The organism is Alteromonas sp. RW2A1, from assembly GCF_001886475.1.
Taxonomy (GTDB): Bacteria; Pseudomonadota; Gammaproteobacteria; order Enterobacterales; family Alteromonadaceae; genus Alteromonas; species Alteromonas hispanica.
In genome coordinates this window covers 807406-821580 of record NZ_CP018031.1, presented here as the reverse complement: position 1 = coordinate 821580, position 14175 = coordinate 807406, and the positions used below count along the sequence as shown (strand labels likewise).

The window sequence follows — 14175 nt, the reverse complement described above, 5'->3', positions numbered from 1 at the left end:
CAGGCGAAGTGATTGAAGCGGTGTTTTGCCAAACGATCCAAAGCAGTTACCTGTTTGTTTGGTACAACAACAGGTAGGCTGTTTAGTTTTGGGTATTATCAGTTATCCATTGTTTAACAGGCTCTACCCAAACAGGTAATGGATTATAAAATGCGCCGTGCGATTTACCTGTGCTTATCGATATTTCATTAAAAGACGCCACATCGTCACTTCTATCTATCAGAAATTGGCACGAGCCAACTTGATCAGAGGTCTCATAAATCGACTTTACATGCCCATATACTTTTACCTGAGTATGTTTTTTTATTAAGCCCGCGCAACCCGCTAAGATAATAGTATTTATCTCGCTTAACTTAAGTTCATTTGTAGTTAATATAGATAATGCACCGCCACGAGAAAAACCTAATAAGGTAATATTACTTGGTTTAACGTCTGCAGCGATTAATTTAGCGACATCTTTTGCCAGCTTTTTAGCAAATTGAAATGGCTCGGTATGCTTTGCTCTGTGGTAAGCGATTAAATGGTAGTTATCATCAGCTAGGACTTTTTTAATCTCAGGAAAATCATAGATGCCCCATTCTGGGTGCTTTGGTTTGGCATTTGTCCCTTCAACAATATAACCGTGAGAATAAAATACGTATTTTTGATTGGCATCGATAGTTTCTGGAAAAGACTCATATATTTCTCCAGCGTTTGCAGCGTATGAATAACTTAAAGTAATAAGCGTTAAAGGTAGTGAAAACAAGCACGTTTTAATAAAAGGTTTTAGCATAGCTGATAGCGGTAAATTTATAGATGAAGAGGTATTTGAAGATATTGATAAAAGCATTTTAATGTATTGACCAATAAGAGGTTTTTATAAATTTATAGTTTTGAAGATTATAAAGAAGTCTCATGTTTATCGCACGAGATCTTTTGGTCGAATAAAGGATGTTAATGTAAACCTTTGTGTCATTAAGTCGCGCCACTTAAACGGCATACTGGTATTGAGCGCGACATAGCCACAGGTAGGAATATTGGCGAGTGTGCTATTGCTAACTCTGTTACAAAATTCAGTGAAGGCAGGATTGTGACCAACTATGACAAGTTCATCTATAGAATCATGTAAACCTAAACAAAACCTGAAAAGGTCATTCGAATCAAATGTATATAAATCAGGTACAGTGCACCAATTAATGGTGGTGTTATCTAATGCTTTATTGATTATGGTAATAGTAAGCTGGGCGCGTTTAGCTGGGCTAACATACACGTTTTCAAAATAACAACCTGCATTTAAAATAGCTGGCGCCATCAATTCACACGACTTTACGCCTCGCCGGTTAAGCGGTCTGTCAAAATCAGTTAGAGAACCGTCTTTCCAACTTGATTTAGCGTGTCTGATAAGGTGAATTTTCTTGCCCATTATATTTTGATGTTCATCAACATAGGTTAAGGTATAGCCTGTTATTAAATAGACGAAAATAACGATATACTTTAAGCTTAATTAAAGTTACTCAAATAATAAAAACAAGGTCAGCATGGACGTTAATTATTCAACAATTGATTCGGTACTTTTTGTCTGTATGGGCAATATATGCCGCTCTCCAACAGCAGAAGCTGTATTTCGACATAAAGCGGCACAACAATGCAAACAAGTTAATATTGATTCGGCGGGGACTATTGGTGCTCATGCTCGAGAAAAGCCTGATCATCGTTCTGTTAAAGTCGGTCAAAGTGCAGGGTACTCATTTGATGGTATTAAAGCGCGCAAAGTAACGGTAAATGACTTTGAACACTTTGATTTAATTTTAGCGATGGATGAGAATAACTATAACGATTTAATCGATCTTGCCCCCCAAGAAAGTGCACATAAAGTGAAGTTGTTTCTTGATTTCGCGGAAAATTTTGATGAAAGAGAAGTTCCTGACCCATACTACGGCGGTGCAGGTGGCTTTAAATATGTGCTTGAGCTTGTTGAAGATGCGAGTGAAGGCTTATTAGCTAAAATGCGGTAATTAAAAAGCTGCACACATACACACTTATGCGCAACTTTCTATCGTTAGTAGTTTAGACATTGCGCGAATCATATGCCCAATGCAATAGCGCTTGTCGCTGCTTGCGCCTGCAGCTGTGATCAAATGGCTCACAAAATTTGATCACAGCGCTTAAATGTCGGCGAAAGTTCTTCCAACGTTTTATCTGACGTAAATCCTCTTTCTCTAATCGTCTTCCTTGGTAATAACGGCAGTACCACTGAAACCAACCTCGTGGGTCTTGGTGGTAAATCCAACCTTTTTTACGCCACTCGCTTAATGGTTGTGATGCATCAACGCGAAAATAGTTTAAGGTTATATCCTTATGGCTTGGGCTAAGTAGGGCATTTTCAAACCAGTCAGTTGGAAATTCTTCTTGGCAGTCAGTAAGGTATTTACCACCAAATACACCCAATTCGAGCATTTCTTTTGGTGTTAGTTGTGGCTTAAATTCAGGATGGAAATCTTGGCCGACTTGTGCCGTTAAGGTGTAACGATAATTTTGCTGCATTTGATCGTTTACAACGATAGTGGTCATTTAACGCTCTATATTTATCTAGTATTTGAAAGACATACGAAATAAAAAGACGATAGGTTTACTCTGGAATTGGTAATTGATGCGCACGTAAAAAACTTAACTTATCCCAATAACCGCGCTGTAACTTAATTAATCCATCGTTAAAATGAAAGAAGCCACAACCACGCAAGCCTATTGGATCTTTCCATTCTAAAATCGCGACATTACCGTCTTCGAAGATGTTTTCAATAATACAAACCATTTCTGCTTGGGCAAATTCTTCTTTAAACATCTCATAAATTGCTTTCTTTCCAATGACTGGTTCATTGGCAACCTGATGATTAATTGCATCAGTGGTGTAAAACTCAGCAAGTGTTGAGGCATCTCCTTGATTAAAAATATCCACCCAGCGTTTGATTATGTCGCTTGGCGTGTTATTTGTTTTGTTTACCGTAGTCATTGTCTTACCTGGTAAAGCCTTTGCCTATCAATATTTTTGCTTATTAACGTTGATAATACCCTTGTTGAAAACGTTACTAGCTAATTTTCTATTATGCGTTGTTTAGTACCTGCGAAGTTTTCATATACCTTTTGATGTGCTTTGCGTGAAAACTCATCTTTTCTGTCGTCATAATTTTTAATCCAATCAATTAACAGCGACAAATTGGCATCTTGTGCTTCTTTTGACGGGTATTTATGTGGTTCCCAAGGTCGTTGCTTAGCGTTTTCGACACAAAGCGAAGCCGGTAAATCAAGAAATACTAGCTCTGTTGCATCATCGAGCACGAGTTCAACAAGGTCACTATAACAACCTTCAATTACCCATGAATAGTGCTTTGATAGAAAGTCATCAATTGTGTCTTTTGACTCATTAATGGGTTTACGGGTTGGAGGTGTGGTAGCTTGCCAAGCTAATGTATCTAAGTCCAAATGTTCACAGCCAACATCCGTAACCATTTTCTTTGCTAAGGTCGACTTGCCTGAACCAGAATTTCCGATAATAACGACTTTTTTAAGGGATTCGTTTTTAAAGTTTGCTTCTAAGCCGATTCCTGCAGGAGAATTAAAAAATACCTGAGTACAATTAACATCTGATAAATAGGTTACGTCAAATTGTATGTTTTGTGCTTGTAGCTTTTTGACAAAGTCAGCGACACCTGTTAATTGGAATGCAATATGATCAATGTACGCATTTTTAGTATTTGGAACGTGCTTGTCACTTTCTGTTAAATGAATTACTGCTTGGTCTTTCGCATATAGCCAATAACCGTGTTTTTTAAAATTCGGACGTTCGCCTAAAGTTAAGTCAAATACTTCACAGAGGTAGTCTTTTTCCTTAGCCAATACATCGGCTGGCGCACTAATGTTGATATGATCAAATTTCATTATTTTTGTCGCTACTTGTAATTTCTATTAAATAGTTAGTCTGATAAACAGTTAATTTCGTTTTTAATTTATTATCTATTGCCACACTTTAATATAAATCAAGGGTTAAACTTCTTAAGAGATTAATCATCGGTTTAGCTTATTTTAATGGCGTGTTCTGCTAATTCTGTGGCGTACATTGTCAAATCAATGGCGTAAACAGTCGATGTTGCCGCCCCTATATTCCAATAATCTAATTCAGAAATTCGATAAGTGTAGCTGATATAAAGATTCTTAAGAATCACTTCTACGATAAATAGCTACATAAAAACAACTGTATAGCAAGTAATTGGGGTAAAGTTATGAGTAACTATGGGTTATTAATAAATGGTGAATTAGTTAAGAGTGATATGACACTAGATGTCATTAACCCTGCAACAGAAGAAGTATTTACTCAAGTGCCGCGTGCTGATGAAGCTATGCTTGATCAAGCGGTAGCTGGCGCAAAAGTGGCGGCAGCTAAATGGGCGTTAACTGATATCGATGAGCGCAAGGCGTTAATACATAAGATTGCAGATGCGATTAATGCCAATATTGAGCCTTTAGCCAAAGCATTAACGCAAGAGCAAGGTAAGCCGTTAGCAGCAGCAACCATGGAAGTGCAATATGCTGAGATTTTTTGTCGTTACTTCACTTCTCTTAACTTAGAAAATGAAGTGTTAGTCGATGATGAAAATCAGCGCGTAGAAGTACAACGTACGCCGTTAGGTGTTGTTGCAGGCATATTACCTTGGAACTTTCCGTTATTAATCGGTATATACAAAATAGCGCCGTCTATTTTAGCGGGTAACAGTATTATTCTTAAACCGGCTCCTACCACGCCAGTTGTTTCGGTAATGTTAGGTGAAATTCTTAAAGATGTAGTACCAGCAGGCTTAGTTAACATTCTTGTTGATGATAATGATCTTGGACCTAAAATTACCAGCCACCCTGGTATTGATAAAATCTCTTTCACAGGCTCAACACCAACTGGTAAGGCGATCATGTCAAGTGCTGCGAGTACATTAAAACGCATCACATTGGAGCTTGGTGGAAATGACGCGGCGATTGCTTTAGATGATATTGACGTAAAAGCGGCCGCTCAAGGTATCTTTAATACTGCCTTTATTAATAGCGGCCAAGTATGTATCGCGTTAAAACGCTTGTACGCACATGAGTCGATTTACGATGAGCTATGTGAAGAGATCGCAAGTCTTGCTCGACAGGCAGTTGTGGGTAATGGCTTAGACGAGGCCACTCAATTTGGCCCAGTACAAAACAAGATGCAATATGCCAAAGTATGTGATTACTTAGAAGACGCCAAAGCGAACGGTAATGTTATTGCAGGTGGTGAGCCATTAGACCAAAAAGGTTACTTTGTACCATTAACTGTTGTTAAAGATATTAGTGACGGTACCCGAGTAGTTGATGAAGAACCATTTGGCCCAATTTTACCTATCGTAAAATACTCAGAACTAGACGATGCAATCGCTCGAGCTAATAATTCTGAATTTGGTTTAGGTGGCTCTGTGTGGTCTTCTGATATCGATAGAGCGTCAAAAGTGGCAAGCCAAATGGAAAGTGGTACGGTTTGGATTAACCAGCACTGTGCGTTTGCTCCTAATATTCCATTCCCTACATCTAAACAATCAGGTATTGGTGTTGAGTTTGCTCAAGAGGGCTTAAACGAATTCACTAATATGAAAGTAGTCAATATCAATAAAGCGGGATAGTTGCTTGTTTTCCGGCTGTTTAACTTTTGGTAGTGCTTAATAAACAGCCGGCTTTTTCTTTCCGTTATATTTCAAACACACTAGGAGTAAACCGTGCTAGTTAATCGATTAAAAAAATCACTGACCGCAACTGCTTGCTCAGTCGCTTTGCTTACCTGTGGTGCAAGTGTATATAGCACTGAAGTTGTCGCAAGTGAAAGCTTATTGCAGCAACATTGCTCAGGCTGTCATATTGAACAAAGTCAAGATCCGCTAACATTAAGCCGTATCAGCTATCAACGAAAAACACCAGAAGGTTGGTTAATGACCATTGCTCGTATGCAAACTACCCATGGTTTGAAAATTGATGGTGAGACAAGGGCAAGTCTCGTTGAATATTTAGCCAATACTCAAGGTTTAACACCTTCTGAGTCAGCACCATATCGTTATATTTTAGAAAGACGACTAAACCACATTGAAAATAAACAACCTGAGCTTGAACAAATGTGTGCTCGTTGTCACTCAGAAGCACGAGTCGGTTTGCAACGCAGAGATAAAAAAGATTGGGAACATCTAGTTAACTTTCATCTGGGGCAATGGCCGAGTACCGAATATTCAGCCATGGGACGTGATAGAAAGTGGTTTGAAATCGCGATTAATGAAACGGTACCATTTTTAGCTAACAAATATGCTTTAAATACGCAAGACTGGGTGAAGTGGCAAGACAAGAGTAAAGTTTCTCCTGGTGGCAATTGGCGCATTACTGGCCATATGCCAAGTAAAGGGGCGTTCCAAGGAACGGTTGCTTTAAAAGATAAGGGCAATAACCAGTATGCTATGACTTTTACCGGTACTTTTGATGATGGTGAGTCGTTATCAGGTACGGGAAGTGTATTAGTTTACAGTGGTTATGAATGGCGTGGCTCGCTAACAGTTGGTGATAAGCAGTATCGTCAAGTGTTCGCGTTAAACGAGGCGGGCGATAGCTTATCTGGCCGTATGTTTTTAAATGGTCATGAAGATATTGGTGTTGATATCTCAGGTCATCGAAGTGATAAGGCATCGATTTTATCGCTAAGCCCTACTTACATTAAAGCTGGCGAGACACTGCAAGTGTCAATTCGTGGCTCTCAATTATCTGGTGATGTTACTTTTTCTAACGGCTTAACGGTTGTTTCTGAAGTTTCCCGCACGGCAGATGAAATTATCGTACAGGTAAAAGCACCTAAGATGGATGCATCTGCCATGAGCAGTACAGTTAACGTTGGCAAGCAGTCACTTGATAATGCCTTAGTTGCCTATCAACAAGTCGATCAAATCAAAGTTAGCCCAGCTTATGCCGTAGCTCGCGTTGGTGAAGGGGGCGGCAGTCAACCTAAAGTGACCGCATCGTTTGAGGCCAAAGCATTTGCCGCTGGTCAAGATGGTGAAGTGGGCACCGATGATGATGTCTACATTGGCTTATTCCCAGCAAGCTGGAGTGTCAAACCATTTGATGCTCAATCAGAAGCGGATGAAGATGTAAAGTTTGCTGGTGTTATTAACCCTGAAACGGGGGTCTTCACACCAGGCGATGCCGGGCCTAACCCTGATAGAAAATACGGAACTAACAATGCAGGGCGCTTAGCTGTCGTGGCTAAATTACAAGACGGTAAAAACATCTTAGAAGGGCAAGGGGAGCTGATTGTTACCGTACAACGTTGGAATAATCCGCCAATTAAATAGCGGCATCAGGTACTCGTAATGACCAAAGTTCTAAAAAAAGTTCCAACTAATTCACGCACTATAGCAGTGAATGATAAGCAGATGATGTTTCATGTGCCGACAACTAGCTTGTTTGAATTGGATGAATTATCGGCTCAGCTGATTGAAGCGGCAGATAGTGAAAGTGGCTTATCTGTAGATAAACTAACGCAAAGCTTATCAGCTCAAACGGCAAAAGATATTGATGATACGGTTGAACAATTAATTCAACTTAAAGTGGTTGCTTCAAATGATGCTGGCGTTCAGGCGTTTGAGCCTGATAACCCTGAAGTTACTCAGCTTGAAAATATCCCATTAACCACTTTAGTGCTTAATGTAAATACAGGTTGTAATCTCAGTTGTAGCTATTGCTATAAAGAAGACTTAGATACCCCGGCTAACGGGCAAAAAATGAGCTTTGATACCGCGAAAAAGTCCATTGAAATGATGTTAGCAGAATCGCCTGATCAGCCAAGGTACAACATCGTATTTTTTGGCGGGGAGCCGTTAAGCAATATGCCATTAATTCGCGAAGTGGTTGAATATGCACAAGCACGCTTTGCCGAGCTTAATGTGCCGATTGATTTTTCATTAACCACCAATGCTACTTTGTTAAATGAAGAGATTATCGAATTCTTCCAAAAACATAAATTTGGCATTGCGGTAAGTATCGACGGCCCTAAAGCCATTCATGATAAGAACCGCATTACCGTTAATGGTAATGGAACTTATAAAGCGGTGACTCGAAAAATTGAATTACTGATGAAAGGCTATAACGCCAGACCTATTGGTGCTCGTGTTACGTTAACCAAAGGGGTGACTGATATTGAAGAAATTTGGCAACACCTGTTTCATGAGCTTGGCTTTGCAGAGGTTGGCTTTGCGCCAGTCACCTCAGGTGATATCAGTGAATACAACTTATCTGAAGATGAGCTTAAAGCGGTATTTGCCAGTATGATAAAAGTCGGTCGTCATTATATTGATGAAGCAAAGGCTGGACGCAATATTGGCTTTTCTAACATGCACCAGCTGATGACGGATATTCACGAAGGCACAAAAAAAGCACTACCGTGTGGTGCGGGTATTGGCATGGTGGCAATTGACCATAGTGGCGGCGTTAATTTATGTCACCGCTTTACTGGCTCAGATCTGCCAGCCTTTGGCTCTGTTATTGACGGTATCGATAGCGAGGGCTTGGCTGGCTTTATTGAAACGCGTATGGATAGAACCAACACGGGTTGCAGTACTTGTTGGATCCGCAATATGTGCTCTGGTGGTTGTTATCACGAAAGCTATGCTCGATATAACGACCCACAAAACCCGACTTATCACTATTGTGATCTTATGCGTGACTGGGTTGAGTTTGGCTTAAAAGCCTATGCTGAAATCAATGCGGCAAACCCAACATTTATGGATACATTTATCACCCCTCGTCGAGGACACTAACAATGAAACATCTAAAACCACTGAATAAAAAAGCAGAATTATTAGACTCTGCAATGGATAAAAACAAGAGTGAAAATCAGGTTAAGGGCGATGACGCTACCGTTGAAGAAGTTGTTGCTATGCAATCGGTTGTCGGTTGTACAGGCACAACTGATCCAGGCTGGGAGGTTGACGTTTTTGGTGGCGTCGCAGGGTTATGTCAACCAATGGAGTCAGACTTATATGGTTGTGCCGATCCTTGCTGGTGGCCGGCGCAAGTTCCTGATGTCATGAATACTTATCCTGACTGGACTAAGGGTGCCGACTCTGCGGGTGATGACTGGCGAAAACTAGGCGATGTCTTTCCAAAAGATGATAAAAAGTAGGCGAGATACCATGATTAGCTTTTCAAATAAATTACGCCAATTGTCCGTAGCTAGCTCGTTAGCTCTTTTACTTGTTGCTTGCGGCAGTGAGCAAGTCGCTGAAACTAGTGATACTAAGAAAGTAGCATCTGAAAACAGCGCTGAAAAAAGTGATTATATGGTGGTGGTTAACCGCCCTAATAATATGCACTTTGTAGATTTGAGCACCGACGAAATCGTGCGCACTTGTCAGTTACCCGATGCAGTTTTACCGGGTACTGTGGTGATGTCGCCGGATAATTTAACCGCTTATGTCCTTGCAGGGCGCTTTGATCGCATATTAGGTGTTGATGTCAATAATTGTGATCTCACTTTCGATGCTAAATTTTCTTACGATAATGTCCGTATCAAAAGTATTGGCTCATTAGCGGTAAGTACCGATGGTGAAGAAATTTACACCATCCATAATCCAACCAAGTTACATAGTGATCACTACGAGGTATTAGCGAGTCAATTTGCTGTTTACAACGCGAAAGATGGTATTGACGCTAAGCCAACCCGTACGTTTGATGTACCTCGACAAATTAACATTATGGCAGCTGCTGACGATGGCAGAGTGTATTTATCTGGCGCGGATGTTTTTGTTATCGACCCGAAAACGGGTCAAGTAGATACCGCTATTGCCAGTCACTCTCATAATCGCAGCAATTACGGTCAACCAGATGTGTTAACCGTATGGCCACTGGGTAAAGTGAATAATGAATTTGTCCGTATGTATACCGTGCCTAAATTTACTGATGAAACTCAAAACATGGATACTGCCACATTTATGTGGGGCTATGAAAAAGTGGATTTAGCAACCGGTGAAACTGAAGTAAAAGACTTTGGCGTTCTCGAGCAAATCTTTTTTACCGGCATGGCAAGGCCACAGCATCCTGATGAATTTTATGCGGTATTAACGCAGTTAAAACGCCATAAAGTGTCTGATTTAAGTGTTATCAAAGAAATTGATCTAGAGCGTACTTATTATGTTATTAATTTCTCAACTGATGGTTCTAAGCTCTATTTAGGCGGCACGTATAATGATATCGCTGTTTATGACGCAGAATCATTAACTAAGTTAAACAATATTGTGTTACCAGGTGGCGATATGTCACTGGGTACCTTCCAAGTTTTCTCATTACCACGCGATAAAGTGGTGTATTAAATTAAAAGTAAAGTGTATGAGGCTAAAACTTGTTTATTAGCCTCTTTAGAGTTAGGTGTTCTTAATGGATATTTTTGAAAGAGATTTAGATTTAAATCAGGCGAACTATCAGCCACTATCGCCAATTGGCTTTTTAGAAAGAAGTGCAATGATTTACCCTGATAAAGTGGCAATCATCCATGGTGAACGAAAAATCACCTACCGTGAATATTTAGCTAATGCTAAGCGCTTGGCGTCGGCTTTATCAGCGAAAGGCATTAAAAAAGGCTCAACCGTGTCAATTATGGCGACCAATATTCCGGCATTTTTAGACGCAAACTTTGGTGTCCCGATGACAGGTGCAACACTCAATGCATTAAATACGCGTCTTGATGCCGAAGGTATTGCATTTATATTAGACCATGCTGAAACCGATATTTTGATCATGGATACCTGTTTTTCACCTATCGTTAAGAAAGCATTAACGCTTGCGAAAAATAAACCTTTGGTGATTGACGTTGACGATCCGATGAATACCTCTGGTGGCGAGCGTATCGGTGAGATTGAATATGAAGACTTTATTGCATCGGGTGACCCACAGTATAACGAAGTACATATTCACGATGAATGGCAAGCCATTGCTCTGAACTATACGTCTGGCACAACCGGTGATCCGAAAGGCGTTGTATACTCACATCGAGGCGCTTATTTAACCTCTATGGGTAACGTAGCTATGTGGCCTATGGATGAAGATTCTGCTTACTTATGGACACTTCCAATGTTTCACTGTAACGGCTGGTGTTTCCCTTGGTCTGTTACGGCACGCGCGGCAACTCATGTTTGTTTACGTCAGTTTGATGTGGAAACCGTAGCAAATCTGATGGCTGAGCATAATGTTACCCACTTTTGTGGTGCGGCGATTATTCTTAACGCGATTGTTAATGCCCCTGATGCCGTTAAAGCAAAAATTCCTAAAGCGATTAAAGTGATTACTGGTGGTGCGCCACCACCAGCAACAGTACTTGAAGGCATGGATAGCTTAGGTTTTGAAGTTACTCACGTTTATGGCTTAACGGAAGTATATGGCCCAAGTGTTATTTGTCAGTGGAAAAAAGAGTGGAATGATCAACCCGCAGCAGAGCGTGCACGCTTAAAAGCTCGTCAAGGGGTTAGATACGTTACACAAGAAAATGTTGAAGTGCTTGATCCTGAGACGTTAGAAAGTGTGCCAGCAGATGGTGAAACTATTGGCGAAATTATGTTTCGTGGTAACCAAACCATGAAGGGGTATTTGAAAAACCCAGATACTACGGCAAATTCGTTTGAAGGCGGTTGGTTCCATTCTGGCGATTTAGCGGTTAAACATCCCGACGGTTACATTGAAATTAAAGATCGCTCAAAAGATATTATTATCTCAGGTGGTGAGAATATCTCATCTGTAGAATTAGAAGGGGTAATTTATCAACACCCGGCGGTATTAGAAGCGGCAGTGGTTGCTAAGCCTGATGATAAATGGGGTGAAACACCTTGTGCTTTCATTGAGCTAAAACCTGGGCAAGAAGCAACAGAACAAGACATTATTGATTTTTGTCGCGACAATATTGCCCACTTTAAGTGTCCTAAAACTGTGATCTTTGGCGCATTGCCGAAAACTTCAACTGGTAAAATCCAAAAGTTCTTATTACGAGAACGCGCAAAAGCTTAGCTAGAATAGGTAACTGGCGTTAACCGTTAACGCTAGTTACCTCGTTCTCACTTACTCTTCAAACATTATACAAATGTGATCGCTATGTCTAAAAGTACTGAAATTGCAGTTGCAATCACCCGAGAAGAAGCGGTTAGTCAATTGTTAGCCTCTGGCAACGAGCCGACATTAGCTGATTGCATTAAGGTGTTTAATTGGCAAGAATTTCCCGAGAAGCACTTCTCAACAGAGCAAAAAGTCACTCGTATTTATTTTGGTGGTGAATTTTGTGATCGTTTACTGCCAGATAAAAAAATTATGCAACGAGTGCTTAATTTAATTGAGCAACATCAGTTATCGTTAAGCCTATTAACCCCTTTGCTTTCTGATTCCGCATTAGCACGCCTTAAACAAGTTTTCGCTATTTTACCCAAAGGGACTGAAGTGGTGGTCAATGACTGGGGTACGTTAAATATATTAAGGCGAGAGTATAAACATTTAACGCCAATTATTGGTCGTCAACTTTGCAAAATGATCAAAGATCCACGGCTACCTTCTGAGCAGTGGACTAAGCTTTACCCCCATGGCGTGCAATCGGGGCCGTTTCATCAGCTTTTAAAACGTTTCGATATTGAGCGTATTGAAATGGATGTACCACCGTTTGCCAAGGTGGTTGACTTTGAGAGTGAGGATAAATCGGTATCGGCACATTTTCCTTATGGTTTTTCGGTCAAAGGTAGAATGTGTAAAATTGGTGCCATGGAAATAGAAACTCACCGTAAATTTGGTCCAGGTCATGGCTGTAATAAAGAATGCTTGACTTATTCTGCGAAAGTGAGTCGCGGTTGTTCGTCGTCAACTCAAGATGAACAAGCGGTTAATGTGACAGCTAGTCAATCATCCAAACAACCATTAACACAAACGCCGAAAGCACCTGACTTACGAACTTTCCAGCAAGGCAATACCATGTTTTATCGCCACACTGAAGAAATGACGGAAACATTGGCACAAGCGGTGGCGCAAAATAAAGTTAACCGTATGATTTTTGAAGGAGACTGGCATGAAGATTACCGCCCCCATTAGTCGCGTTGAAGAAATCGAAATATTAGCAGCAGCGGGTGCTGACGAATTTTACTGCAGTGTTGTTCCAGAGTCCTGGACCAGTACCTTTAAAACCTCCGCAGTGAGTCGCCGAGCGTTTGGTAATTTACCGGAATTTAGTGATTTAGAAAAAGCAGTAACTGAAGCGCATCGATTAGGTAAACAATTGCATCTGGTGATGAATTCTCAACACTATACGGGTGAGCAACTGGCTTGCTTATTAGACCTTGCAAGGCTATTTGATGAGATGCAAGGTGATTCAGTGATTGTCGGTGATGAAACCTTATTAGCACTTTTAGGTAGCCATGATTTTAATTTTCAAATTCATGTCAGCTCGATTGCCAGTTGCCGCAATAGTGAGTCAGCGAGCTTTCATCAAGCATTGGGTGCTGATCGTATAATTTTCCCACGCGATATGAAAATTAGTGAAATGGAAAGCATGGTCGCTGCTAATCCATCACTAGAATTTGAAGCTTTTATGCTAAACGATGGCTGTGTGTATGAAGAAGGCTCGTGTCACACCATACATTTACCGGGTAAGTTAGGTGGCGCTATTTGTATTGATAACTATCAATCTAATGATCAACGTATCGATGGCAAACCGTTAAGCGATGCCGAGAAAAAAGCGTTTGAAATAAACGATAAAGATTACCAAAAATGGTTGTGGTATCGCTTTGGTAATGGCTTTTCTGTTAGTCCTAATGGTATGCCATACGGGCCTTGTGGTTTATGTGCTTTACCACGATTTTTAGCCAGCTCTGTCACCTCGGTAAAAATAGCTGGTCGTGACGCGCCAACTGAACGTAAATTAAAAAGTGTGCAAATGGTTAATGCGGTGCGAGAAACATTAATCGAGCAGGGTGGTGATGCGGCAAAAGCGCTAGCCCGTGGCATGCGAGAGCAACCTGAGCATTGTCAAACCGGTTATATGTGTTATTACCCAGAAGTACGTATGAAGCCAGATGCGAAAACGTTGCAGAAAACACAAAATGCAATTGAAGTGGTTGACTTAAGTTAACCTAGTAT

General features: G+C 40.6%; 14 protein-coding genes. 9 read left to right on the top strand and 5 right to left on the bottom strand.

Features of this window, described 5'->3' with window-relative positions; genetic code table 11:
* Positions 1–82: 82 nt before the first annotated feature.
* Together BM528_RS03690 and BM528_RS03685 are read right to left on the bottom strand one after the other, a co-directional pair.
* Entirely contained in the window at positions 83–829 is a 747-nt protein-coding gene (locus BM528_RS03690) for an alpha/beta hydrolase (RefSeq protein ID WP_231401162.1), read from the bottom strand.
* A gap of 69 nt (positions 830–898) precedes the next feature.
* Positions 899–1402, bottom strand: a complete 504-nt coding sequence (locus tag BM528_RS03685; RefSeq protein WP_071978713.1) for a SixA phosphatase family protein — start codon at positions 1400–1402, stop codon at positions 899–901.
* Between the two features lie 115 nt (positions 1403–1517).
* Between BM528_RS03685 and BM528_RS03680 the strand changes: the two genes are divergently transcribed.
* Positions 1518–1994: a low molecular weight protein-tyrosine-phosphatase gene (locus tag BM528_RS03680; RefSeq protein WP_071978712.1), complete on the top strand. Its 477-nt coding sequence runs from the start codon at positions 1518–1520 to the stop codon at positions 1992–1994.
* Positions 1995–2046: 52 nt separating this feature from the next.
* Here BM528_RS03680 and BM528_RS03675 read toward each other — a convergent pair whose 3' ends face one another.
* From BM528_RS03675 to BM528_RS18980, 3 genes are all read right to left on the bottom strand, one after another.
* Complete coding sequence (locus BM528_RS03675) at positions 2047–2550, bottom strand: hypothetical protein (protein ID WP_071978711.1); 504 nt, start codon at positions 2548–2550, stop codon at positions 2047–2049.
* Between the two features lie 58 nt (positions 2551–2608).
* Positions 2609–2989, bottom strand: a complete 381-nt coding sequence (locus tag BM528_RS03670) for a nuclear transport factor 2 family protein (protein ID WP_071978710.1) — start codon at positions 2987–2989, stop codon at positions 2609–2611.
* 80 nt (positions 2990–3069) lie between these two features.
* Positions 3070–3915 (bottom strand): hypothetical protein, encoded by an 846-nt coding sequence (locus BM528_RS18980; protein ID WP_332249004.1) that lies wholly within the window; start codon positions 3913–3915, stop codon positions 3070–3072.
* A gap of 341 nt (positions 3916–4256) precedes the next feature.
* On the opposite strand from BM528_RS18980, the gene BM528_RS03660 reads away from it, so the two are divergent.
* The 8 genes from BM528_RS03660 to BM528_RS03625 all read left to right on the top strand — a co-directional run bounded on the left by BM528_RS03660 (position 4257) and on the right by BM528_RS03625 (position 14167).
* Positions 4257–5666 (top strand): aldehyde dehydrogenase family protein, encoded by a 1410-nt coding sequence (locus BM528_RS03660; protein ID WP_071978709.1) that lies wholly within the window; start codon positions 4257–4259, stop codon positions 5664–5666.
* 93 nt (positions 5667–5759) lie between these two features.
* Complete coding sequence (gene peaA / locus BM528_RS03655; protein WP_071978708.1) at positions 5760–7370, top strand: quinohemoprotein amine dehydrogenase subunit alpha; 1611 nt, start codon at positions 5760–5762, stop codon at positions 7368–7370.
* An 18-nt stretch (positions 7371–7388) separates the two neighbouring features.
* Positions 7389–8834, top strand: coding sequence for a quinohemoprotein amine dehydrogenase maturation protein (gene peaB / locus BM528_RS03650; RefSeq protein ID WP_071978707.1), 1446 nt, complete (start codon positions 7389–7391; stop codon positions 8832–8834).
* 2 nt (positions 8835–8836) lie between these two features.
* Complete coding sequence (gene qhpC / locus BM528_RS03645) at positions 8837–9199, top strand: quinohemoprotein amine dehydrogenase subunit gamma (RefSeq protein ID WP_071978706.1); 363 nt, start codon at positions 8837–8839, stop codon at positions 9197–9199.
* A gap of 10 nt (positions 9200–9209) precedes the next feature.
* Complete coding sequence (gene peaD / locus BM528_RS03640) at positions 9210–10385, top strand: quinohemoprotein amine dehydrogenase subunit beta (protein ID WP_071978705.1); 1176 nt, start codon at positions 9210–9212, stop codon at positions 10383–10385.
* A 64-nt stretch (positions 10386–10449) separates the two neighbouring features.
* Complete coding sequence (locus BM528_RS03635) at positions 10450–12069, top strand: acyl-CoA synthetase (protein ID WP_071978704.1); 1620 nt, start codon at positions 10450–10452, stop codon at positions 12067–12069.
* An 84-nt stretch (positions 12070–12153) separates the two neighbouring features.
* Positions 12154–13131, top strand: coding sequence for a hypothetical protein (locus tag BM528_RS03630; RefSeq protein ID WP_071978703.1), 978 nt, complete (start codon positions 12154–12156; stop codon positions 13129–13131).
* Complete coding sequence (locus BM528_RS03625; RefSeq protein ID WP_071978702.1) at positions 13109–14167, top strand: U32 family peptidase; 1059 nt, start codon at positions 13109–13111, stop codon at positions 14165–14167. The genes BM528_RS03630 and BM528_RS03625 overlap by 23 nt, the downstream gene beginning before the upstream one ends.
* Positions 14168–14175 lie beyond the last annotated feature (8 nt).